The sequence below is a fragment of the Bordetella genomosp. 12 genome (assembly GCF_002261355.1).
GTDB lineage: Bacteria > Pseudomonadota > Gammaproteobacteria > Burkholderiales > Burkholderiaceae_B > Bordetella.
This window is the reverse complement of sequence record NZ_NEVU01000001.1, coordinates 872,311-894,084: the sequence shown is the minus strand read 5'-3', so window position 1 is coordinate 894,084 and position 21,774 is coordinate 872,311. Positions and strand designations below refer to the sequence as shown.

The following is a 21,774-nucleotide window of genomic DNA, read 5'->3' as shown; positions in this document are numbered from 1 at the left end:
TACTACTGCTTCACGGCATAGAGGTATATCTCGACGCGGCGGTTGGCCGCACGCCCTTCGGCGGTATTGTTGTCGCCGATCGGATCGGTGGCCGCCCGGCCCTCGACCATGATGCGCGAAGCCGCCACGCCCTGCCGCGACAGATAGGTCGCCACGGCCTGGGCGCGCTGCTGCGAAAGCGTCTGGTTGGTCGCCACCGAGCCGGTATTGTCGGTATGGCCCACCGCCTTGACGCGCAATTCGGGATGCTGCTCCAGCGACTTGGCGACACTGTCGAGCACCGGCAGCAGCGCGGGCTTGAGCTTGGCGCGTCCGGTATCGAAAGACACATTGGAAGGAATGCTGACCTTCAGCGATCCATCCGGCATTTCGACCACGTCCACACCCAGCGACGAGGCGCCCGATTGCTGGACGTCTTCCTTGACGGTCTTCCAGTTGTAGCCGATCAGGCCGCCGGCCACCGCGCCGATGCCGGCCCCGATGGCCGCGCCCTTGCCGTGCCCGACCAGCGCCCCCACGCCCGCGCCCACCGCCGCGCCCGCGCCGGTTCCCACCGCCGTATTCGTTTGCTGTTGCGTGGCGCAGCCTGCCAATAGCATGGCTCCCACCACGCCGACGACCGCAAAGCGCTTGCTGATCTGATCTCGCATGACGACCTCCACAGGGGAAAACCGGCATATGCCGGCAATTCATGCTAACAACCCGTCAGGGGCACACCGCAACAATTTGTAGCCGAGGTGAGCAGAATTGCGTATAACCGCTCTGCGTCAACCTCCACGTCTACCCCATGCGCCCGGCTGCCCGCCTCCTCTTCTGCCTGCTCCCCTGCCTTCTGGCGCAGCCCGCGCTGGCCGCGCGTTCCGACGCCCTGGTCCATGGCGCGGCCGTCAATCCCTGCCTGGTCAGCGAGGCCGCCGGTCAGCACGGCCAAAGGCTGCGCAACCTCTGCACATTCCGTATCAATATCACTTTCTGCCAGATCAAACGCGAGAGCGACGACTGCGCGGCCGGGCGCATCGGCGGCACGACCATGGCGCCCCGCAGCAGCCGCAGCCTGCTGGATGATGTGCTGGCCACCCATTACGTGGTGTGCCGCGCCCCTTACGCACTGCCCCGCGCCGCCGCGGCCTGGCAGAACGGCCGGCTGGTCGGGCGCTGCCAGGCCACGCGCGCCGCGGCACAGGCGGCCCGCCGCCACTGAAGCGGCCCGGCCCACGGCAGGAATCCGGGGTGTAAGATCGGCAGCCAAGGCGTTGCCCGCCGGCGACGCACCGACCGGAGCACTTTCTTGGAATACCGCAAGCTTGGCCGCACCGACCTCTCGGTCAGCCTCATCGGCCTGGGCACCATGACCTGGGGCCAACAGAATACGGAAGCCGACGCCCACCAGCAGTTGGACTACGCCCTGGAACGGGGCGTCAACCTGGTCGACACGGCCGAGATGTATCCCGTCCCGCCCAAAGCGGAAACCCAGGGCCGCACGGAGCGCTACATCGGCACCTGGCTGGCCAAGACCGGACGCCGCCAGGACATCGTCCTGGCCAGCAAGGTGGCCGGCCCCGTGCGCGACGCCAAACGGCCCGGCCACATCCGCGATGGCAAGACCTATCTGGACCGCAAAAACCTGACCGAGGCCCTGGACGCCAGCCTCAAACGCCTGCAGACCGACTACCTGGATCTCTACCAGCTGCACTGGCCCGACCGCACCACCATGACGTTCGGACGCCCCAACTACCCTTGGGCCGACGATGCGCATACGGTGCCCATCGGCGAAACCCTGGAGGTTCTGCAGGACTTCGTGCGCGCCGGCAAGGTTCGCCACATCGGCGTGTCCAACGAAACGCCCTGGGGCGTGGCGCAATTCATCAAAGAAGCCGAGACGCGCCAGCTGCCGCGCCTGGTCTCCATTCAGAACCCCTACAGCCTGCTCAACCGGCACTATGAACTGGGCCTGTCCGAATTCAGCCGCTTCGAAGACGTGGGCCTGCTGGCCTATTCGCCGCTGGCCATGGGCATGCTCAGCGGCAAGTACCTTGACGGCGCCCGGCCCGAGGGCGCGCGCCTGACGCTGTTCGAGCGCTTCACGCGCTACAGCAACCCGCAAGCCGAAGCCGCCACCGCCGAATACTGCGCGCTGGCACGCGAACACGGCCTGACGCCGACGCAACTGGCCCTGGGCTGGGTCAACGTCCAACCCTTCGTGACCAGCAACCTGATCGGCGCCACCACCCTGGCGCAACTCCAGGAAAACATCGACAGCGCCGAGGTCAAGATCTCGCCGGAGATCGTCAAGGCAGTCAACGCCATCCAGGCGCGCTGGCCCAATCCGGCGCCCTGAGCGCCACGCGGGCCGGCAGCGCCGGCCCCGCCCCCTCACCCCTGACGGGTGGCGATGACGAACAGCCGCGGAAACGGCAACAGCACCGTGCCATCGGGCAGCGCCGGGTAGGCCTGGGCGATGGCCGCCTCATAACGGGCGAGGAATGCCGCCTGCTCGTGCGCGTCGAGCCGGTTCAGATAGGGCAGCAGCGCAGTGCCCTTGAACCACTCGACGATGGCGCGCGCGCCCGCCAGCGGATGCATATAGGTCGTGCGCCAGACGTCCACCCGCTGCGCCAGCGGCGACAGCAAGGCGTAGTACCAATCGGCGCTGTGCCGGTCGGGATGGCGCACTCCGCCCAGTTTGTCCGCCCAGGCGGCTTCGCCGGCCACCGCGCGCGCCAGGCGGTGCGCCGGCTCTTCGAGATTGTCCGGCGTCTGCACCGCCAGGCTGCCGCCTGGCGTCAGGCGCTCGAGCAAACGCGGATAGAGCGCCGCATGATCGGGCACCCACTGCAAGGAGGCATTGGCCAGGATCACGTCGTAACGTTGCTCGGGACGCCAGAGCGAGATGTCTTCCTGCCCGAAAGTCAGGCCCGGCAACCGCTTGCGGGCCGCGGCCACCATATCGGCGGAGCTATCCATGCCGCTGACGACCGCCTGCGGAAAGCGCGCGGCCAGCACCTCGGTGGAATTCCCCGGCCCGCAGCCCAGATCGACGGCGTGCCGCACCTCGACCGTGGGGATGGCGGCGACCAGGTCGCGCACCGGACGGGTACGCTCGTTCTCGAAGGCGGAATACTGTTTGGCGGACCAGCTCATGAACCCTCCTCGGGGCAAGATAAGTCTGCCCGACAGTGTATAGGCGCAGCCCTGCCAAAGCCTGAACACGATAAGCCGCCCTGCGGGTATGATGCCGCAAGCCCAAAGGAACTGGCCGTGAGTATTCAAGACCGCGCATCAAAAACCCACCGCCTGCAAGCCGGCGTCTGGCTCGTACTGCTATTGCTTGCCATTGGCCTGGGCCTGGTGCTGCTGCACCGCGTCGCCATCAACAACGGCACCCTGCCCCAGGAAATCAAACTGCTGGAGTTGATGACCGCCAGCGGGACCGTGGGCGCGGTGATCGTCGCGTTATGGCTGTCTTTCGTGCAGCGCCGCGAGCAGGCGCTTGCCAATGCCGCCGTGGCCGAACTGTTCCAGCGCATGCTGGTGGGCAATATCCTGGCCGCCTGGAGCGATCTGCTGTTGCTGCGCGAAGTCTGCGCCCGCACGGACCTCGACGGCCTGCGGCAGTATCTGCGCAGCGCGCGCGCCGGCCTGTACTTCGACGCCCTGCACGCGCACATCGAAAAGTCCACCACGCTGCCGCACGCCGATCTCGTCGTGGTCGCCAATATCTACGGCTACATCCAACTGATCGAACACGAGACCCGGGCCTGGCATCGCATGGGCCAGCAGGACGACGATCTCGAATCGCTGGCCCGCCTGGTGCAGACCACCGCCCAGCTGTTCGCCACCTTCGCCAACACGCCCTGGATCCGCAGCGAACTGCCGCGCTGGGACAGGGACGTGGCGTCCTGATCCCGCGCGGGCGGCGTCGCTTGCCGCGCTAAGGCAGGCGCAACGCGCCGTCGACCAGGCGGCAAATCCCCAGGGGGTTGCTGTCCTGCAGCGCCGGCGGGCGCAAGCCATCGGGTAGATCCTGGTAGCAGACCGGCCGCAAAAACCGGTCTATCGCCGTGGCGCCGACCGAGGTGTACATGGCATTGGTCGTCGCCGGGAAAGGCCCGCCATGCACCATCGCATGGCTGACCTCCACGCCGGTCGGGAAACCGTTGACCAGGATGCGCCCGGCCTTGCGCTCGAGCACCGGCAGCAACTGCCGGGCCGCAGGCGTGTCCGCTTCGTCCAGATGCAGCGTCGCGGTAAGCTGGCCCTCCAGCTTTTCGGCCACCTGCACCAACTCGGCGACGGACTGCGCCCGGATGACGATGGCCGCAGGCCCGAACATCTCGTCTTCCAGCGCCGGGGTATTCAGGAAATGCTGTGCATCCGTCGCGAACAGCGCGGCCTGGGCGGCGTTCTCCTGCCCATTGGCCGGCGCGCCTTCGGCCAGCACGGCAACGCCCTGCGCTGCGGCTACGTTCGCCTTGCCTTGGGCATAGGCCTGCTGAATGCCTGGCGTGAGCATGGTCTGCGCGGCCTTGGCCTGCAGCGCTTGCGCCGCGGCGGCTTCGAAACGCGCCAGGTCCGGCCCGGCCAACCCCAACACCAGGCCCGGATTGGTGCAGAACTGGCCCGCGCCCAAGGTCAGCGAGTCGGCAAACGCCGCCCCGATGGCCGGGGCGCGCTGCGCCAGCGCCGCTGGCAGCAAAAACACCGGATTGATGCTGCTCATCTCCGCGTACACCGGGATGGGCACGCGCCGCGCATTAGCGATCTTCTGCAGTGCCAGCCCGCCCTGCCGCGAGCCCGTAAAGCCCACCGCCTTGATGGCCGGATGCGCCACCAGCGCCTCGCCCACCGTCTTGCCCCGCCCGAAGAGCAAGGAGAAGACGCCTTGCGGCAGATCCAGATCCCGCACGGCTTGCTGGATGGCCCGGCCTACCAGCTCGGACGTGCCCAGGTGGGCGTTGTGCGCCTTGACGATGACTGGCGCCCCGGCCGCCAGCGCCGAGGCCGTGTCGCCGCCCGCCACCGAAAACGCCAACGGAAAATTGCTGGCGCCAAAGACCGCGACCGGCCCCAGCGGTATCTTGCGCAAACGCAGATCCGAACGGGCCAAGGGTTGGCGCTGCGGTTGCGCCGAGTCGATGGTGGCACCCAGGAAGTGCCCATCGCGCACGACCTGGGCAAACAGCCGCAACTGCCCCACCGTGCGGCCGCGCTCGCCGACCAGACGTGCCTTGGGCAGGCCTGATTCCGCATGCGCGCGCTCGATCAGGACGTCGCCCAGCGCCACGATATTCTCGGCGATCGCTTCCAGCAGCGCCGCGCGCCGCGCCAGCGGCAACTGGCGGTAGGTATCGAAAGCCGCCTCGGCCAGCGCCGCCGCGCGATCGACGTCCACCGCGCTGGCCAGGCCGAACACGGGCTCGGCGATCTCGGCGTTGGCGGCCGGATCGAAGGCGCGCTGCGTCCCCTCCTGACCCCGGACCGCTTGCGCGCCTATCAACATTTCACCGGTCATCACTGCATCCACGCTCACGTTTCCTCTCTCTTTAACGAATCCGCGACAGGCCCGCCCGCCGCGCTGCGGCGGGCGGGCCACAAAACTAGTACAGGGGTTTGACGGCCGGGGCAGCCTCGGCCGCCGGCGCGTCGAGCGTATTGACCAGCGCCCGTCCAAACGGCGCGGCCTCCACGACCAGTTCATCACCGGCCTGCAGCCGGTGTCCGCTGGCGAAACTGAACTCGCTCGCCCCATAGAAATACACATGCACGTCGCCGGGCTCGCGAAAGCCCGCGTACTTGAAGTGGTGGTACTCCAGATTGGCGATGCTGTGGGTCATGTTGTCTTCGCCGGTCAGGAACTCGGCCTCCCAAAGCACCTGCCCGGCCCGGCGCACCGACGTCCTGCCGGCGATATGCGCGGGCAGATCGTCGACGAGCAGTTCGGGGCCATAAGAGCACTGCCGCAGTTTCGAGTGCGCCAGGTACAGATAATTCTTGCGCTCCATGACGTGATCGGTCAGTTCGGTGCCCAGCGCGAAACCGATGCGCCACACCTCGCCGTCCTCGCCGATCATGTAAATGCCCACCACCTCGGCCTCATCACCGACATCGTCGCCGTAGGCCGGCATGTCGAATGCCTGCCCTGGCGCCACGGCCCACAGGCCGTTGCCCTTGTACGCCCACTCGGACTGCACGCCCGGCTCGGCACCCGCCGGCTTGCCGCCCTCCAGGCCCAGCTTGAACATCGCCATCGTGTCGGTCAGACTGCCCGCGGCCAGCGTCTTGTGCATGGCGTCGCGCGAGGTGGCGCTGCCCAGATGCGTCAGGCCGGTGATCGCGATCGTGGTGCGGTGTTTGTCGGGATGCTCAAACGGCAACAACAGGCGCCGCTGGCGCACGATCGCGTCGTAGTCGATCGCCTCGCCCAGGCCGTGCGCCAGTACGCGCGCCTTGAGCCCCTGCCCCGCGCGCATGGCCTGCTGCGCCAGGTCATAGCTCGTGCTGGCGTCGCGCACGACACGGAAGCCCTCGCCCAGGTCAGCCGCCACCCGGCGGGCACCCTGTTCGTCCAGATACTGTATGAGTCTCATGTTTGTCTTTGCGTATGAGGTGCTGGTTTTGTGCTGCGAGTCTAGGCCTGGCGTGGCGCGCCGGATAATGAAAACATGCTATCGCGCTAGAACCGCAGGTTATCTCTGATCAAAATATGCCCAGGCGCCGCGCGGCCACGCATGGCCGCCGCGCCGCAGCGCCGGCTACGCCGCTGACGCACGCGCAGCACGCCGCGCCTGCCGGCGCTGCAGCCACGCGATGACCTCGCCCATGACGCCCCTGCGAAAGGCCAGGACGCACACCACGAAAATAAAGCCCGTGACGATGGTGACCGATTCGCCCAGCGCGTTGAACCAGGCGATGTGGGTCAGGCCGGCCAGAAAACTTCCCACGTCGCCGATCTTGTTCTCCAACATCACCACAATCGCCGATCCCACGATCGGTCCGGAGAGGGTTCCCAACCCACCCACCAGTGTCATCAGCACGGCCTGCCCGGAGGTGGTCCAGTGCACGTCCGAGAGGGTGGCAAAGCCCAGTACCAAGGTCTTCAGGGATCCGGCCAGCCCGGCCAGCGCCGCAGAGATGACGAAGGCCAGCAACTTGAAGCGGTCGACGTCATAGCCCAGCGAAATGGCCCGCGGCTCGTTGTCCTTGAGCGCGCTGAGCACCTGGCCAAACGGCGAGTTCACCGCGCGCCATATCACCAGCATGCCCAGCACGACGATCACCAGCGCGACGTAGTACATCGTCAGGTCGTGACCGAGATCCAGCAGGCCGAACAGGCGGCCGCGCGGCACGCCTTGCAGCCCATCCTCCCCGCCGGTGAACCTGGCCTGCACCGCGATGAAATACACCATCTGCGCCAAGGCCATGGTGATCATCGCGAAATAGATGCCCTGGCGGCGGATCGCCAATATCCCGAAAACCAATCCCATGGCCGCGCCCACCGCCGTGCCCAACAGCAGACCGGCCTCGGGCGAAAAGCCCCAGGCCGTCATTGAGTACCCGGCCAGGTAGGCCGAGCCGCCCAGAAACGCGGCATGGCCGAACGACAGCAGGCCGCCATAGCCCAGCAACAGATTGAACGCCGAAGCGAACAGCGCGAAGCACATGAGCTTCATGACGAATACGGGGTAGGCCCCCGCGAACGGCGCGCACACCAAGGCAAGGACCAGGAGGGAATAAAGCACTGCGGATATTTTTTTCATCTGGCGCCTCACTGAGTTTTGCCAAACAGGCCCGCCGGACGCACCAGCAGCACCACGACCATCGCCACGAAGACCACCGTCGAAGCCGCCTCGGGATAGACCACCTTGGTCAATCCTTCCAGCACGCCCAACCCCAAGCCGGTCACGATGGCGCCGAGGATAGACCCCATGCCGCCGATGACCACCACGGCGAAAATCACGGTGATCAGGTTCTGGGCCATGATGGGCGAGACCTGCGTCACCGGCGCGGCCAGTACGCCGGCCAGTGCGGCCAGCGCGCAACCCAGGCCATATGTCAACGTGATCATGAGCGGCACGTTCACGCCGAAGGCCTCCACCAAGCGAGGGTTCTCCGTGCCGGCACGCAGATAGGCGCCAATACGGGTCTTCTCGATCAGGTACCAGGTCACCAGGCATACGAAGAGCGAGGCGACGACCACCCAGGCGCGGTAGTTGGGCAGGAACATAAAGCCCAGATCCGAGGCCCCGGCCAGCGCATCGGGAACGTCATAGCTCAGCCCCGATACCCCGAACGCCGAGCGGCAGATGCCCTCTATCATCAGCGTCAGGCCCAAGGTCAGAAGCAAGCCGTAGAGGTGATCGAGCTTGTAAATCCAACGCAGCATGGTGCGCTCGATCACCACGCCAAGCAGACCGATCGCAAAAGGCGCCAGCACGAGCATCACCCAGTAGTTCAGGCCCAGGCGGTTCAGGCCCACCCAGGTCAGCAAGGCGCCCAGCATGAACAGCGCGCCGTGCGCGAAATTGATGACGTTGAGCAAGCCGAAGATGACGGCCAGACCCAGACTGAGCATGGCGTAGAAGGAGCCGTTGACCAGGCCCAGCAACAGTTGGCTATACAGCGCGGGAAGAGAGATTCCGAAAATTTCCATGACCTGCCCCCTCAAACACCCAGTAGCTCGTTGAGAACGGGCATCTTGGCTTCAAGCTCTGACGCACCGAAGGCCTGCACGATGCGGCCATGCTCCATGACATAGAAACGGTCGGCCAAGGGCGCGGCAAAACGAAAGTTCTGCTCTACCATGACGACCGTGTAGCCTTTCTGCTTGAGCGTCAGAATCATGCGCGCCAGCGCCTGGACGATGACGGGCGCCAGCCCTTCGGAGATCTCGTCCAGCAGCAACAGCCTGGCGCCCGTGCGCAGGATGCGCGCTACGGCGAGCATCTGCTGCTCGCCGCCAGACAACCGGGTGCCCGGGCTGTGTTTTCGCTCCGCCAGGTTGGGAAACATGGCATAAATCTCCTGCACACTCATGGCCTGCTTGCCCGCCTTGAGCACCGGCGGCAGCAACAGGTTCTCCTCGCATGAAAGACTGGAAAAAATCCCGCGCTCCTCGGGGCAGTATCCCAGCCCCAGATGCGCGATGCGATGCGTGGGCAGGCCGATGGTCTCGACGCCATTGACCTTGATCGAGCCTCGGCGCGACCCCGTCAACCCCATGATGGCGCGCATGGCGGTTGTGCGGCCCGCGCCGTTGCGGCCCAGCAGCGTCACGACCTCGCCAGGATTGACCACGATATCCACGCCATGCAGCACATGGGATTCGCCATACCAGGCCTGCAGGCCCGCGATCTCCAATGCCGGTACTGACCGGCCGCTTGTCGCGATTGCCATCTCAGTGCGCCCCCTGCAAAACCGCGGCCGATGTTCCCATGTAGGCCTCCATCACCTGCGCATTGCGCGACACATCCGCATATGGCCCTTCGGCCAGCACGGCCCCGCGTTGCAGCACCGTGATGCAGTCGGCGATGGTCGAGACCACCTTCATATTGTGTTCGACCATCAATATGGTCCTGCCGGCGGAGACTTTCTTGATCAAGCGGGTGACCCGATCGACATCCTCGTGACCCATGCCTTGAGTGGGTTCGTCCAGAAGCATGAGCTCAGGTTCCATGGCCAGGGTGGTGGCGATTTCGAGCGCGCGTTTGTGTCCATAGGAGAGATTGACGGTGCGCTCGTCGGCCATCGCCTCCAGGCCCACCTCGGACAACAACTCCAGCGCACGGCCGTGAAGCTGGCGCAGTATCCGGTCGCTGCGCCAGAAGTGATAGGAGACGCCCAGCTGCCGCTGCAGTCCCAGGCGCACGTTCTCCAGCACCGTCAACTGCGGAAACACGGCCGAAATCTGAAACGAGCGGATGATGCCCCGTCGCGCTATCTGCGAAGGCCGCTCGGCGGTGATGTCCACCCCGTTGAAAACGATGGTGCCTTTCGAAGGAACCAGGAATTTTGTCAGCAGATTGAAGCAGGTCGTCTTGCCGGCCCCGTTCGGACCGATCAGGGCGTGGATGGAGCCGCGCCGGACCCGCAGATTTACCTGGCTGACCGCCGTGAAACCCTTGAACTCCTTCGAGAGTTCGCGCGTCTCGAGGATGAAGTCGCTCATCGTGATGCACTCGTTATGAACTGCCGTGCGTTGCCCTCACCATGCGCGGTGATGCAATGGGCAGGCAGGGGTAGAAACGGCGCCCGGAACCGGGCGCCGGATAAGAGAGACCGCAGGCGCGCCAGGGCGCCGCTAGGCGATCACTTCCAGTACTGGCAGCTCGATTCCGCCTTGGTCATGAAGGCCTGGCTCCCGGGCACGGTCTGGACCAGCTTGGCGTAGTCCCAGGGATACTTCGACTCAGCGGGCTCCTTGACCTGCATCAGGAACATGTCGTGCACCATCCGCCCGTCCGGACGAATCACGCCGCCTTTGGCGAAGAAATCCTCCACCGGCATCTCGCGCATTTTCGCCATGACCTTGTCGGCGTCCGTATCACCGACGGCTTGCACGGCCTTCAGATAATGCATCGCCGCCGACGCATCGCCCGCCTGGTACATCGAGGGCATTTTCTTCATTTTCTCGAAGTAACGTTTGGCCCAGGCGCGGGATTCCGGCGACTGGTCCCAGTACCAGCCGTCGGTGTAATAAAAGCCCTGCGTCTGCTTCAGGCCCAAAGCGTGAATGTCCGTGATCAGCATCAGAGGCGCGGCAATCTGCATCTTTTTGTTGATGCCGAACTCGCTGGCCGATTTGATTGCGTTGATCAGATCGCCTCCGCCGGTCGCAAGTCCCAGCACCTGCGCTTTGGAGCTTTGCGCCTGAAGCAGCAAGGATGCGAAATCGGCCATCCCCAGCGGGTGACGCACGCTGCCGATCACCGTGCCGCCATTGGCCTTCACCGTGTCCGCCAGCTCTTTCTCCAACGACGTGCCAAAAGCCACATCGGCCGTGATATAGAACCAGCTCTTGCCGCCCTGCTTGGCGATCGCGTTGCCCGCCACGCGGGCGGCGGCAGCGGTGTCATAGACATACTGCACGCTATAGGGGTTGCACTCCTCGTTGGTCATCCGGGTGGTCCCGGAGCCGGCGGAGATGAACACCTTCTTCTTCTCCCCGGCGATCTTGGCCATCGCCAGGGTCGCCGAAGAATTGGTCCCGCCGATCAGCAGATCGAGGTCCTGCTGGTCGAACCATTCGCGCGCCTTGCTGGCCGCGATGTCGGCCTTGTTCTGATGGTCTGCCGTGACCAGCTCGATCTTCTTGCCGTTGACGCTTCCGCCCATGTCGGCGATCGCCATGCGGATGGCCTCGACGCCTCCCGGACCATCGAAATCGGAATACACCCCGGACATATCCGTGATGAACCCGATGCGCACGACGTCCTTGGCGGCGTGGGCGGCCAAGGGGCTGAGAAAGGCCGCCGCGACGGCCGCGGCAATGCCAAGACGCTTGACAGCAAAGCCCATGGTTTGTCTCCTGAATAAGTTTTATTGACGCGCGATGTGGCAACGACGGCCTGCATCAGGCCGGGGCCGGGAAACCGAACGAGCCGGCTCGGGTCCTTACCGAGGTCCGGGCCGGGATCAACGAGACTGTAGGAGCGCCAACGATCTTGAGAAAATGAAAAGATTGGATACGGCAATAACCGTAGGTTATGCTTCGCTCTCTCAGAGGAGCGGCGCCATGATCCCCAGCATTTCGCACATCCTGCGGCGCTTGCGCGGCGCGCATCTGGCGCTGCTCGTCGCACTGGATGACACGGGATCGCTGAGCAAGGCGGCCGATCGCATCGGTGTGTCGCAGCCGGCGGCCACCAAGGCGCTGCGCGAAATCGAAACCATGTTCGGCGCCCAGCTGTTCAATCGCTCATCCAAAGGCATGGAGCCCAACGAACTGGGGCGCAGCATCATCCGCGGCGCCTTGAGACTGCGGGCCGAAGTCACCGCCATCCGCAATGAAATGGCGCAGATCCTGAGCGGCGCCGGCGTGCGGCTGTCGGTCGGGGCCGTCATGGGCGCCGTCCCGGTCGTGCTGAGCTCGGCCGTCGCGGCCCTGCACCAGAGCTACCCCGAACTCTCGCTCGAGGTATCCGAGGGGACCAGCGCCAATCTCCTGCGCATGCTCGACCAACGGCTCATCGATCTCGCCATTGCACGCCCGAGCGTCAGCCCGCATTCCAACGCCTACGACTTCACGCCGCTCAATCCGGAGCATTTGCTGCTCGTCGTGGGGCCGAAAAGCCCGCTGGCCAAGCGTCGCAAGCTGAAACTGCAAGACCTGGCAGGCTGCCGCTGGCTCGTGTTTCCGCCGCAAATGCCCATGCGCCGTTTGCTGGAAGAAGAGTTTGTCGATGCCGGTATCGACTTCCCTGTCAGCGTCATCGAAACCGACTCCACCTTCGCCACCACCACGTTCCTGGGCGAGTACGAAAACCTCATCGCCGTCATGCCCAATAGCGTGGCCGACTACATGAGCGCTCGCAAACTGGTCACGGTGCTGCCCGTGCGCATCCGCCGGCAGGCCGACCCCTACGGCATCGTGACCCGCAAGGGCACACCCATCAGCCCGGTCATGCAACGGTTTACCGACGCTTGCCTGCAGGCAACGCTTGCCGTAACGTAAACCCCGACTGGCAGCGTGCAGAGTCGTCCTCCCGAAGGCGGCCGACTCTGTTTTCCCGAGGCCTATTCGATGATATTGAAGTGCTCCAGATGGCGCGTGGACAGCGTCAAGCCCAGGCCGGGCAGATCGTCATCCAGCTGCAGATAGCCGCCCTGCGGTTCGGGATCACCTTCAAAAATGTAGTAGAAGAGTTCATTGCCCGCCTCCACATCGAAGACCGGGAAGAACTCGGCCATGGGGCTGGCCGTGGACGCCATGGTGAGATGGTAGTTGTGCATCTGACCCGCGTGCGGAATGACCGGCACACTCCAGGCCTCGGCAATGGCGTTGATCTTCTGCGCCACCGTTATCCCGCCGACGCGGTTGGTGTCGTACTGGATGACATCGATCGCGCGGCGTTCGATGAGATCGCGGAAGCCCTGCACGGTGAACTCATGCTCGCCGCCCGAAATCGGCACCAGGTTCTGCTTCTTCAGTTCGACATAGCCTTCGATGTCGTCGGCGATGACGGGCTCTTCGAGCCAGCGGGGCCGCAGCTCGGCCAGGCGCGGCAGCATGCGCTTGGCGTAGTCCAGGTTCCAGCCCATATAGCATTCGAACATGATGTCCACGCCATCGCCGACCAGATCGCGCAGCGCGCGCGCCTGCCGCAGATTCTTCTGCACGCCTTGCGGGCCATCCTTGGGCCCATAACCAAAGCGCATCTTCATGCTGGTGAAGCCCTGCTCCAGGTAGCCGCGCGCCTCGTCGAGGAACTTGTCGATATCGTCATTGGCGTAGAGCTTGGAGGCATAGCACTCAATACGCTCCTTGGTGCGCCCGCCCAGCAACTTGAACACCGGCTTGCCCACGGCCTTGCCCATCAGATCCCACAGCGCGATGTCGATGGCCGAGATCGCCGCCATGCCGATGCCGCGGCGCCCCCAGGCCAGGGTGCGGCGGTACATTTTCTGCCAGAGATACTCGTTGTCGAAAGGGTCCTGGTTCAGCACCACCGGCGCCAGATACTGATCGATGATCTGTTTGGCGATCCGTGGCGCGAGCGCGCAGTTTCCGATGCCGACCAGCCCCGTGTCGGTCTCGATTTCCACCACCAGCCAACCGTGGAAGCGGAAGGACCCCATGGCATCGCCATTTTCGAACAGCAGATCGCTGGCGTTGGTGCAGAAGTGGGCCTGCGGGGCGACGGTCTTGCCTTTCCACTCCATGACGCGGGTGCGGACTCGGGTGATTTTCACGATGATGTATGCCTTGTCTATTGATCGAAAGAAGGGGTCAGGCCGCGACGGCGCGCTTGCGGCCGACCGAAAGAAGAACCAGCGCGCTCAGCAGCGCCGTCACCCCCATGACCCCCATGCCAAGGCTGGGCAGCCCACTGCTGGCCTCGGCCCAGGTCTTGAGATTGGGCGCCACGAAGCCGCCCAGATTGCCCAGGGAATTGATCAGCGCGATGCCACCGGCCGCGGCGGTGCCGCGCAGTTGCAAGGTGATGTGCGTCCAGAGAATGGGGGTGGCGCAGAAGTAACCGATGGCGGCCACGCACAAGGCGATGAAACCCATGACCGGCGTCACCGCGGTGGAGACGGCCAGACTGATGCCCAGGGCCAGGTACATGCCGACGATCAGGGGTTTGCGCACGCCGCTGCGGTCGGACCAACGGGTCACGTAATAGGTGGCGATCATCGCGATGATCCACGGCACCGCGGCCACCAGGCCGACCCGCAGGCCGATCTTCTCGCCCATCATCTGCGAGATGATCGACGGAAAGGAAAAGATCAGGCCATAGACGGCGATCTGCACAAAGAAGAACACGACGGTCAGCAGCACCACCGTCTTGTTGAAGACGGACTTCAGCGTGGTGGCCGCGCCATGCGCGGACTTGCGCTGGTCTTCGCTATCGAGCCGCGCCTGCAGATCCCGCTTCTCGGCGGCCGTAAGCCAGCTCGCTTCTGCCGGCCGGTTATCCAGGTGGAAATACGCCCAGATGCCCACGGCCACCGTCAGCAGCCCCTGCACCATGAACATCCACTTCCAGCCGGCCATGCTGGCCAGGCCGTCCAGATCGAGCAGATAGCCCGAGAGCACGCTGCCGAACGTCAGCGAGACCGGAATCGCAAAGTAGAAGACGCCGATGGCCCGCGCACGGTGGCGCTCCGGGAACCAATAGGTGAGATAGAGGATGATGCCCGGAAAGAACCCGGCCTCGGCCGCACCCAGCAAGAAACGCAGGATGTAGAAAGTGGGCTCATTGGACGCGAACATCATCGCCGTGGCCACGACACCCCAGCTCACCATGATGCGGCACAGCCAGGCCTTGGCGCCGACTCGCGCCAGGATCAGGTTGCTCGGCAGTTCGAAAATGGCGTAGCCGATGAAAAAGATCCCGGCGCCGAAGGCGAAGGCGGCGTTGGAAATGCCGGTGTCGGCCTGCAGCGCCTGCTTGGCAAAGCCAACGTTGGCCCTGTCAAGAAACGCCATGACGTACATCAGCATGAGAAACGGCAGCAGCCGGATGCTTGCTTTGCGCACGGCGCTAGCCAGTGCGGGCGACTCGGAAGTCATGTTGTCTCCTAGGAGCCTTTCTCAGGGCCCGTTCGTTCGTATTAGAGACCCGGACCGCGGCAGTCATCGGCCACGGCGCAGGGCATAGGCATCCTAGGGACGACCAAGCTTGTGCGAAATTGAATTTTTATTCATAGTTGATAACCAGATAGAAATCTCATCCCGCCATGACCGCCAGCCCGGATCACTCCCGCCTCCTTGCACGGCTCAAGCTTCGCCATCTGCGCCTCATGGACGCCCTGGCGCAAACGCAAAGCCTGCGCCGATCGGCCGACATGCTGGCGATCTCGCAGCCGGCCGCCACCAAAATGCTGCAGGATCTGGAAGAGGTCTTGGGGGTGCAGTTGTTCACGCGCACGGCGCAATCGATACGCATCAATCCACTGGGCGAGTTCGTCGCCCGCTACGCGCACCGGATACTGCAGGAGACCTTACGCTTTGGCGAAGACTTGCAGGAACTGGACCACGGCGGCGCCGGCACGCTGACGGTGGGCGCCATCATGGCGGCCCACACCTGGATCATTCCCGCGGGTATCGATCAACTCAAAAAGCGCCGGCCGCTGCTGACCGTCAAGCTGATCGAATCCTCCAGCGACCGTCTGCTGGAAGATCTGCGCAAGAATGAGTACGACATGGTGATCGGCCGCTTTTCCCAGGATATCCATCAAGTGGAGTTCGACTTCGCGCCCCTGACCGAAGAGGCGCTGTGCATCTTCGTGCGCAAAGGCCACCCGGCGCAAAACGCGACCACCCTGGCCAGCCTGGTCGAACTGCCCTGGCTGCTGCAACCGCAACCCACCCCCACGCGCACCCTGCTGGGCAAAGCATTCGCGGATGCCGGCCTGCGCCTGCCCACCAATGTCGTGGAGACCGCCTCCATTTACGCCACGCTCAATCTGGTCAGGCATGCGGACATGGTGGCGGTGCTGCCCCGGCCGGTCGTCGAGGCGCAGGGCGATGCGGTATCGATACTGCCCATCCGGCTGGGCCTGACGCTCTCTCCCTTTGGCGTGATCACGCGCAAAGGCACGCCGGCGGCGCCAGCCACCACCGAACTGCGCGACATTCTGATTGCCCTGGCCGCATCGGCCTGAGCGGCCCCGCGCGCCAGGAGCGCTTGCTCAACGCCGGGTCAGCACCGACGGCGCGCGATTGGCAAACCGCAAGGGGTCGCCATGCGCGGAGGTGAACCCATACAACTCCGGACTGACCGGCCCGTCTTCCCAGATCGATGGGCCATCGGCCCAGAGCAGAAGACTGGCTCCATAACGAGACTCGAACACCACTTGAGTGTCCGGCTCCATCACGACAAAGTCCCCGGCCTTGGCGTGGGCGCTGCGCCCGTTGGCGCGAAACGTCACGTCGCCGCCCAGCACATACAGATCGATCAAGGCCGTCAATCGATGCGCGGGAATCTTCGTGCCCGGCAGCAGCATCAATTGCGTCATGCGGCGTTGATGCGGCGTGTGCGCGTAGTCGTACACCAGCCGGCGCGTCAGCCCCGCCACGCGGGTGCCCGTCACCGCCACGCTGGTCAGCATGATGTTCAGGTCGGGCAGGTGCTCGGGAAACTCGTTCTCGAATTCCGTATGGCGATTTCCCGCGTGCAGACTGTGCTGAACATCGGCCCCGTAGGCGACCGGGCCTTCCATCCGGCCGACCGTCAGCGTCGGCAGATAGGCGATGGCGTCATGCGTCGAGCCGGGAAAGTTGATCCCCAGCTCGCCCATGACGGCCGTGCCCTGATAGTCGGTCAGGCCGCCAGACAGAAAATAGCTGAAGGCATTGCCCAGATGCTGATGCACACCGGTGCGGGTGAGCGTGTCGAAAGACATAAAGCCGAACGAATGGCCGGTACGTTCGTCGCGGCGCACGACCTTCTGGGCCAGCCCCGCCTTGCCCACGCCTTGCCAGCTGTTTTCCGCGACGTCATAAACGTAAATGCCCGCTTCGCGCAGGCTGGGCGCGGCGCGCTCCGTGGTGGTGTGCATGTTGTCTCCGATAAGGTCTTTGTTTTTATTATCATATGATAATACTTGGCCGCACGCTATCGCTGCCCGGCGGCCGCATCCGGATAGCATAGAATTTCGGCATCCCTGCTGCCTTCAAACGACCCATGCAATTCAAACGCCTGACCGCCTACCGTGTGCGAAGAGTGGCTGAGTCCATCCTGGGACTGGCCGAAGACCTTTTCGCCCGCCACCTGGGCATACGGGCGCTCGAATGGCGCGTGCTCGTCAAACTGAAGGACGCCGGCCAGAGCATCTCCACCGAGATCGGCCGCGACATGCTCCTGAGCCCGGTGCAGACCGGCCGCTCCTTGCTCAAGTTGCGCGAGCTCGGCCTGGTCGAAGCCATGCCGGATCCGAGCGACGGCCGCGCCACGCGCTACCGGCTGACGGCGGCCGGCGAGCGCAGTTGCGAGGCCGGCATGCGCATCGTCTTGCGGGTGCAGAGCCATGCGCTGCGCGACTTCAGCGCCGTCGAACAGGTGGCCCTGGAGGGCCTGCTCGAACGTCTCATGGCCAGCAGCGATTACACCAGCGAAGAAGTGGATGCCCTGTCGGCCGAGCTTTTCGGCAAAGCGCCAGCGCGCGGTCAGGCCTGATCGCGCGACTTGGCATAGTCTTGCGCGGTGCCGCCGGTCACCAGCGACAGGCCGCCATCGACGTCCAGCGTCGCGCCGGTGATCATGCGGGCCGCCGCGCTGCCCAGAAAGAGGATTGCCTCGGCCACGTCCTGCGGGCTCAGCCAGTTGCCCAGCGGCACCATGCCCGCCACATGCTGGATGTCGTCATCGCTCAGGGCGTTGCGCGTCAGTTCGGTCAAGACCGGGCCAGGGCAGACCGCGTTCACGCGTATCCGCTTGAGTGAAAGCTCGAAGGCGGCGTGGCGCATCAGCCCCAGCATGCCCGCCTTGGCGGCCGTATAGCCTATGCCGCCTGTGTAGGACACCCGCTTGGCCGCCAACGAGGCCACCTGCACGACCGCCTTGCCCTGGCCGGCCTCCAGCAAGGGGACGAACCATTGCGTGCACAGAAACGCCCCCGTCAGGTTGACGTCCAGCGCCTTCTGCCACTCGGGCAGAGAGGTCTCCTCGAAGCGGCTGCGCGACACGATGCCCGCGCAATTGACCAACATATCGACCTGCTTGACGCCGGCCTGCCCGATGGCCTGGATGGCTTGCCGGACCTGGGCTTCCGAACTGATATCCACGCCGATCGGAAGGATGCGCGACGTGCCCGTCCATGCCGAGGCCAGCGCTTCCAGCGCGGCGAGATCGCGGTCCAGCGCCACGACGGTGGCGCCCCGGCTGGCGGCGGCCAGCGCCGTGGCGCGACCGATCCCGCTGGCCGCGCCGGTGATAGCCACCACGTTGAGGGTCTCATTCATTTTTGTCTCCTTGTCTCTGCTCGCCCTGATCACTAGGGATAGTCCCAGTGAAGACGTCGAACGCGTCCGTCGCGAACAGGTATATATTATCAACTGATAATAAAACACGCCTCATCGGATTGGCGTGCCAAGGAGACAAGCCATCATGCATTCCGTGCTCGAGGGCCGCGCGCCCGATCAGGCATCCATCGACGCCAAAGTGTTCTGGCGTTTGATTCCCATCATTCTCGCCAGCCTGATCGTCAATCAGCTGGACAAGGTCAACGTGGCCTTCGCCAAGCTCGAAATGGCGCCCGACATCGGACTGTCCAATGCCGCCTACGGCCTGGGCGCCGGCATTTTCTTCATCGGGTATTGCCTGTTCGAAGTGCCCAGCAACATGATTCTTCACCGCGTCGGCGCCCGCGTATGGTTGACGCGGATCATGATCAGCTGGGGCATTCTGTCGGCCTGCACTTTGTTCGTGACCGGTCCGCTCTCGTTCTACACCGTGCGCTTTCTGCTGGGCCTCGCGGAAGCGGGTTTTGCGCCGGGCATCATGCTCTACGTCAGCCAATGGTTCCCGCCGCGCACCCGGGGCCGCATCATCGCCGCCTTCATGACCGCCCTGCCAATCTCCGGCGTCATCGGCGCGCCGCTGTCGGCCTGGCTGATGAACAGCACGCCGCACTTTCTGCCGCTGGTGGGCTGGCAATGGATGTTCCTCTGTGAGGGCCTGCCGGCCGTGGTGTGCGGCCTGATCTTCTGGCGCCTGGTGCCCGACCGCATCGAGGATGCCAAATGGTTGTCCCACGAGGAGAAAACGCAGCTCAAGGCGGAACTGGGCGATGCCGACCACCACCACACCGGCAGTTTCCGCGCCGGCTTGGTCGATGGCCGCGTCTGGCTGCTCTGCCTGATCTACTTCTGCTTCGTGGCCGCGCTCTACGGCGTGAGCTTCTGGCTGCCGACCCTGATCAAGGCGCTGGGCTACACCACGCTGAGCCAGATCGGCTGGCTGACGGCCATTCCCTACGGCGCCGCCGTGATCACCATGCTGATCCTGGCCTGGAGCTCCGACCGCCATCATGAACGGCGCATGCATCTGGCCTTTGCCGGCCTGCTGGGCGGCGCGCTGCTCGTCGCCAGCGTGCTCCTGCGCGCCGACCCCATATGGTCCTTCGTCGCGCTGACCGTGGCCATGGCGGGCATCGTCAGCACCATCCCCCTGTTCTGGAACCTGCCCACCACCTTCCTGACCGGCGCGACGGCCGCAACGGGCTTCGCGCTCATCACTTCCATCGGCAATCTGTCGGGATTCGCCGCCCCCTATCTCGTCGGCCTGGTGGCCGACGCCACCGGCCAGGTCAGCGCGGGTCTGTACGGCCTGGCTGCGGCGGCATTCGTCGGTGTCGTGCTGGTCTGGCTGTTGCCGGCCCGCATGCTCTCGCAGAAGGCGGTATAGATGACGCGCTCGCTTCCCCGCGTTGCGGTCGTGACCGGCGGCGCCCATGGCATCGGCGCGGCCATCGCCGCCCAACTCGATGCACTGGGCCACCATGTGATCATCGCGGACCTGGACACGGCGGCCGCCAGCCAGGCCGCCGCCGGACTGCGCAACGCCAGCGCGCACAGCCTGGACGCCGGCGATCCGGACAGCATCCGGCGCCTGTTCGACAGCGTGCGCACCCGGCACGGCCGGTGCGACATCCTGGTCAACAACGCCGGTATCGCCCATCCTGGCCGCTTCGAAGACTATCCGCTCGAACGCTGGCAGCAGGTCATGGCGGTCAACCTCAATGGCCCCATGCTGGCCTGCCAGCACGCCATCGGCCTCATGAAACCGCAGGCCTGGGGCCGGATCGTGAACATCACCTCCATCAGCGGCGAGCGCGCCAGCGCGGACCGCGCGGCCTATGGCAGCTCCAAGGCTGGCCTGGCCGCGCTCACCCGCCAGATCGCCGTCGAGTTCGCCGGCGTGGGCATTACCGCCAACTGCGTCGCCCCGGGCCCGATCGACACTCCCTTGACCCGGGCCCATCATCCCGCCGCCACCCGCGCCGAGTATCTGCAGCGTGTGCCCGCCGGCCGTTACGGCGCGCCGGACGAGGTCGCGCAGGCGGTCGCCTACCTGTGCGGCGAACACACCGGCTACATCACCGGCCAGACCCTGGCGGTCGACGGCGGCTTTCTCGCGGCCGGCCTGCGCGGCTGAGCGCGTCACCCGCCGGCCGGCACAGCGGTCGGCGGCAACCTTCTAGGAGCCACTCGCGATCTACAGCATAATTCCAGCGTTCCTGTGATGGATGTGAATGCAATGAGTGAGGTTGTTCGATCTGCGGCGCGGGTGCTGGACCTGCTGGAATTTTTTGCCGAACACGACGCCAGTCATAGCCTGGTGGACATCGCCACGCGCTTCGGCCTGCCCAAGAGCAGCGCCCTGGGCCTGCTGCGCACGCTGTGCGCGCGCGGCTATGTCATTCGCAACGAGAACGGCCACTACGCCATGAACGCGGCCTTCCGGGCGCACGGCTTTGGCTGGGGCGGCGACACCCTCGCGCACATCGTCGCCGTCGCCACGCCGCTGATGACCGAACTGGCTGCCGAGCTGGGCGAATCCGTTTTGCTCGGCGCGCTTCAGGAGCAAGGCAGCCTGCGTATCCTCAACCAGGCCCGCTCCAGCCAGCCCATCCGCTACGAGGCCAAGCCCAGCCAGCACTTCCCCGCCTACTGTACGGCCATGGGGCGGGCGATGCTGTCCATGATGCCGGAGACGCGCCGCCGCGCGGTGCTGGCCAAGTTGCCGCTGGTGGCTCTCACCCCGTTCACGCTGACCAAGCCCGCCGACATCAATGCCCGCATCAAGCAGGCGGCCCTGGACGGCTATTGCGTGGTCGAAGAAGAATGCGAGCGGGGCGGCACCGGCATGGCCATGGCCATCCGCGACCGCAGCGGCGCGCCGGTCGCCGCGCTCAATGTCGCCTTCGTGTCGACCCGCTTCGCAGAAAAGCGCGAGCTCGCCATCGCCGCGCTCGGCGCCAAAGTCGGCACGATCCACGCCGCGCTGGGCTTCCAGCCCTGACCCCGGCGGGCCCGCCGCACGCCGGCGGGCTGCCGCATCCTCCCCCGCCCGGCTGACTCCGGCGGACTCTCCCCGCCTCACGGCTTCC

The 21,774-nt window shown here is 65.1% G+C and carries 22 protein-coding genes; 9 read left to right on the top strand and 13 right to left on the bottom strand.

Features of this window, described 5'->3' with window-relative positions; translation table 11 throughout:
- Window positions 1-2: 2 nt before the first annotated feature.
- Complete coding sequence (locus CAL22_RS04210; protein WP_094810644.1) at window positions 3-650, bottom strand: OmpA family protein; 648 nt, start codon at window positions 648-650, stop codon at window positions 3-5.
- A 137-nt stretch (window positions 651-787) separates the two neighbouring features.
- Between CAL22_RS04210 and CAL22_RS04205 the strand changes: the two genes are divergently transcribed.
- Both CAL22_RS04205 and CAL22_RS04200 read left to right on the top strand, forming a co-directional pair.
- Window positions 788-1,201: a hypothetical protein gene (locus CAL22_RS04205; protein WP_094810642.1), complete on the top strand. Its 414-nt coding sequence runs from the start codon at window positions 788-790 to the stop codon at window positions 1,199-1,201.
- 87 nt (window positions 1,202-1,288) lie between these two features.
- Window positions 1,289-2,338: an NADP(H)-dependent aldo-keto reductase gene (locus CAL22_RS04200; protein ID WP_094810640.1), complete on the top strand. Its 1,050-nt coding sequence runs from the start codon at window positions 1,289-1,291 to the stop codon at window positions 2,336-2,338.
- A gap of 35 nt (window positions 2,339-2,373) precedes the next feature.
- On the opposite strand, the gene tam is transcribed toward CAL22_RS04200, so the two are convergent.
- Entirely contained in the window at window positions 2,374-3,141 is a 768-nt protein-coding gene (gene tam, locus CAL22_RS04195) for a trans-aconitate 2-methyltransferase (RefSeq protein WP_094810638.1), read from the bottom strand.
- A gap of 117 nt (window positions 3,142-3,258) precedes the next feature.
- On the opposite strand from tam, the gene CAL22_RS04190 reads away from it, so the two are divergent.
- Complete coding sequence (locus tag CAL22_RS04190; protein WP_094810636.1) at window positions 3,259-3,903, top strand: hypothetical protein; 645 nt, start codon at window positions 3,259-3,261, stop codon at window positions 3,901-3,903.
- Window positions 3,904-3,931: 28 nt separating this feature from the next.
- Here CAL22_RS04190 and CAL22_RS04185 read toward each other — a convergent pair whose 3' ends face one another.
- The 7 genes from CAL22_RS04185 to CAL22_RS04155 form a co-directional block, all read right to left on the bottom strand.
- Window positions 3,932-5,512, bottom strand: a complete 1,581-nt coding sequence (locus CAL22_RS04185) for an aldehyde dehydrogenase (NADP(+)) (protein WP_244193797.1) — start codon at window positions 5,510-5,512, stop codon at window positions 3,932-3,934.
- 85 nt (window positions 5,513-5,597) lie between these two features.
- Window positions 5,598-6,587, bottom strand: a complete 990-nt coding sequence (gene araD1 / locus CAL22_RS04180) for an AraD1 family protein (protein WP_094810632.1) — start codon at window positions 6,585-6,587, stop codon at window positions 5,598-5,600.
- Window positions 6,588-6,752: 165 nt separating this feature from the next.
- Complete coding sequence (locus CAL22_RS04175; protein WP_094810630.1) at window positions 6,753-7,757, bottom strand: branched-chain amino acid ABC transporter permease; 1,005 nt, start codon at window positions 7,755-7,757, stop codon at window positions 6,753-6,755.
- A gap of 8 nt (window positions 7,758-7,765) precedes the next feature.
- Window positions 7,766-8,650 carry a branched-chain amino acid ABC transporter permease gene (locus CAL22_RS04170; RefSeq protein ID WP_094810628.1) on the bottom strand — a complete coding sequence of 295 codons (885 nt, stop codon included), beginning with the start codon at window positions 8,648-8,650 and terminating at the stop codon, window positions 7,766-7,768.
- 11 nt (window positions 8,651-8,661) lie between these two features.
- Window positions 8,662-9,393 carry an ABC transporter ATP-binding protein gene (locus tag CAL22_RS04165; protein ID WP_094810626.1) on the bottom strand — a complete coding sequence of 244 codons (732 nt, stop codon included), beginning with the start codon at window positions 9,391-9,393 and terminating at the stop codon, window positions 8,662-8,664.
- 1 nt (window position 9,394) lies between these two features.
- Window positions 9,395-10,165 carry an ABC transporter ATP-binding protein gene (locus tag CAL22_RS04160; protein WP_094810624.1) on the bottom strand — a complete coding sequence of 257 codons (771 nt, stop codon included), beginning with the start codon at window positions 10,163-10,165 and terminating at the stop codon, window positions 9,395-9,397.
- Between the two features lie 140 nt (window positions 10,166-10,305).
- A complete protein-coding gene (locus CAL22_RS04155) occupies window positions 10,306-11,514 on the bottom strand; it encodes an ABC transporter substrate-binding protein (RefSeq protein WP_094810622.1) in 1,209 nt (402 codons plus the stop codon).
- Window positions 11,515-11,731: 217 nt separating this feature from the next.
- Here CAL22_RS04155 and CAL22_RS04150 point away from each other — a divergent pair, with 217 nt between their 5' ends.
- Window positions 11,732-12,670: a LysR family transcriptional regulator gene (locus CAL22_RS04150; RefSeq protein ID WP_094810620.1), complete on the top strand. Its 939-nt coding sequence runs from the start codon at window positions 11,732-11,734 to the stop codon at window positions 12,668-12,670.
- 62 nt (window positions 12,671-12,732) lie between these two features.
- Here the strand turns inward: CAL22_RS04150 and CAL22_RS04145 are convergent, their stop codons facing one another.
- The gene (locus tag CAL22_RS04145; RefSeq protein WP_094810618.1) at window positions 12,733-13,908 is read right to left on the bottom strand and encodes an L-rhamnonate dehydratase; all 1,176 of its coding nucleotides are present in this window, start codon (window positions 13,906-13,908) and stop codon (window positions 12,733-12,735) included.
- Window positions 13,909-13,945: 37 nt separating this feature from the next.
- The gene (locus CAL22_RS04140) at window positions 13,946-15,232 is read right to left on the bottom strand and encodes an MFS transporter (RefSeq protein WP_094810616.1); all 1,287 of its coding nucleotides are present in this window, start codon (window positions 15,230-15,232) and stop codon (window positions 13,946-13,948) included.
- A 167-nt stretch (window positions 15,233-15,399) separates the two neighbouring features.
- Between CAL22_RS04140 and CAL22_RS04135 the strand changes: the two genes are divergently transcribed.
- Window positions 15,400-16,326 carry a LysR substrate-binding domain-containing protein gene (locus CAL22_RS04135; RefSeq protein WP_094810614.1) on the top strand — a complete coding sequence of 309 codons (927 nt, stop codon included), beginning with the start codon at window positions 15,400-15,402 and terminating at the stop codon, window positions 16,324-16,326.
- Window positions 16,327-16,353: 27 nt separating this feature from the next.
- On the opposite strand, the gene CAL22_RS04130 is transcribed toward CAL22_RS04135, so the two are convergent.
- Window positions 16,354-17,223: a cupin domain-containing protein gene (locus CAL22_RS04130; RefSeq protein WP_094810612.1), complete on the bottom strand. Its 870-nt coding sequence runs from the start codon at window positions 17,221-17,223 to the stop codon at window positions 16,354-16,356.
- Between the two features lie 125 nt (window positions 17,224-17,348).
- Between CAL22_RS04130 and CAL22_RS04125 the strand changes: the two genes are divergently transcribed.
- Window positions 17,349-17,840 (top strand): MarR family winged helix-turn-helix transcriptional regulator, encoded by a 492-nt coding sequence (locus CAL22_RS04125; protein WP_094810610.1) that lies wholly within the window; start codon window positions 17,349-17,351, stop codon window positions 17,838-17,840.
- Here the strand turns inward: CAL22_RS04125 and CAL22_RS04120 are convergent.
- On the bottom strand, window positions 17,831-18,625 hold the full coding sequence (locus CAL22_RS04120) for an SDR family NAD(P)-dependent oxidoreductase (RefSeq protein ID WP_094810608.1): 795 nt from the start codon (window positions 18,623-18,625) through the stop codon (window positions 17,831-17,833). The two genes, CAL22_RS04125 and CAL22_RS04120, sit on opposite strands and share 10 nt — an antisense overlap.
- A gap of 145 nt (window positions 18,626-18,770) precedes the next feature.
- On the opposite strand from CAL22_RS04120, the gene CAL22_RS04115 reads away from it, so the two are divergent.
- The 3 genes from CAL22_RS04115 (at window position 18,771) to CAL22_RS04105 (ending at window position 21,686) form a co-directional block, all read left to right on the top strand.
- Entirely contained in the window at window positions 18,771-20,069 is a 1,299-nt protein-coding gene (locus CAL22_RS04115; RefSeq protein ID WP_094810606.1) for an MFS transporter, read from the top strand.
- Complete coding sequence (locus tag CAL22_RS04110) at window positions 20,070-20,819, top strand: SDR family NAD(P)-dependent oxidoreductase (RefSeq protein ID WP_094810604.1); 750 nt, start codon at window positions 20,070-20,072, stop codon at window positions 20,817-20,819. It begins immediately after the preceding gene.
- Window positions 20,820-20,921: 102 nt separating this feature from the next.
- Entirely contained in the window at window positions 20,922-21,686 is a 765-nt protein-coding gene (locus CAL22_RS04105) for an IclR family transcriptional regulator (protein WP_167383549.1), read from the top strand.
- The last annotated feature ends 88 nt before the right edge of the window (window positions 21,687-21,774 follow it).

Excerpts from the sequence above, each read along its gene's own strand:
- CAL22_RS04105 (WP_167383549.1), top strand. The coding sequence starts at position 20,922 with ATGAGTGAGGTTGTTCGATCTGCGGCGCGGGTGCTGGACCTGCTGGAA.
- tam (WP_094810638.1), bottom strand. The coding sequence starts at position 3,141 with ATGAGCTGGTCCGCCAAACAGTATTCCGCCTTCGAGAACGAGCGTACC.
- CAL22_RS04115 (WP_094810606.1), top strand. The coding sequence starts at position 18,771 with ATGCATTCCGTGCTCGAGGGCCGCGCGCCCGATCAGGCATCCATCGAC.
- CAL22_RS04175 (WP_094810630.1), bottom strand. The coding sequence starts at position 7,757 with ATGAAAAAAATATCCGCAGTGCTTTATTCCCTCCTGGTCCTTGCCTTG.
- CAL22_RS04185 (WP_244193797.1), bottom strand. The coding sequence starts at position 5,512 with ATGACCGGTGAAATGTTGATAGGCGCGCAAGCGGTCCGGGGTCAGGAG.
- CAL22_RS04150 (WP_094810620.1), top strand. The coding sequence starts at position 11,732 with ATGATCCCCAGCATTTCGCACATCCTGCGGCGCTTGCGCGGCGCGCAT.
- CAL22_RS04135 (WP_094810614.1), top strand. The coding sequence starts at position 15,400 with ATGACCGCCAGCCCGGATCACTCCCGCCTCCTTGCACGGCTCAAGCTT.
- CAL22_RS04140 (WP_094810616.1), bottom strand. The coding sequence starts at position 15,232 with ATGACTTCCGAGTCGCCCGCACTGGCTAGCGCCGTGCGCAAAGCAAGC.
- CAL22_RS04210 (WP_094810644.1), bottom strand. The coding sequence starts at position 650 with ATGCGAGATCAGATCAGCAAGCGCTTTGCGGTCGTCGGCGTGGTGGGA.
- CAL22_RS04125 (WP_094810610.1), top strand. The coding sequence starts at position 17,349 with ATGCAATTCAAACGCCTGACCGCCTACCGTGTGCGAAGAGTGGCTGAG.
- CAL22_RS04205 (WP_094810642.1), top strand. The coding sequence starts at position 788 with ATGCGCCCGGCTGCCCGCCTCCTCTTCTGCCTGCTCCCCTGCCTTCTG.
- CAL22_RS04110 (WP_094810604.1), top strand. The coding sequence starts at position 20,070 with ATGACGCGCTCGCTTCCCCGCGTTGCGGTCGTGACCGGCGGCGCCCAT.
- araD1 (WP_094810632.1), bottom strand. The coding sequence starts at position 6,587 with ATGAGACTCATACAGTATCTGGACGAACAGGGTGCCCGCCGGGTGGCG.
- CAL22_RS04130 (WP_094810612.1), bottom strand. The coding sequence starts at position 17,223 with ATGCACACCACCACGGAGCGCGCCGCGCCCAGCCTGCGCGAAGCGGGC.
- CAL22_RS04160 (WP_094810624.1), bottom strand. The coding sequence starts at position 10,165 with ATGAGCGACTTCATCCTCGAGACGCGCGAACTCTCGAAGGAGTTCAAG.
- CAL22_RS04165 (WP_094810626.1), bottom strand. The coding sequence starts at position 9,393 with ATGGCAATCGCGACAAGCGGCCGGTCAGTACCGGCATTGGAGATCGCG.
- CAL22_RS04155 (WP_094810622.1), bottom strand. The coding sequence starts at position 11,514 with ATGGGCTTTGCTGTCAAGCGTCTTGGCATTGCCGCGGCCGTCGCGGCG.
- CAL22_RS04170 (WP_094810628.1), bottom strand. The coding sequence starts at position 8,650 with ATGGAAATTTTCGGAATCTCTCTTCCCGCGCTGTATAGCCAACTGTTG.
- CAL22_RS04120 (WP_094810608.1), bottom strand. The coding sequence starts at position 18,625 with ATGAATGAGACCCTCAACGTGGTGGCTATCACCGGCGCGGCCAGCGGG.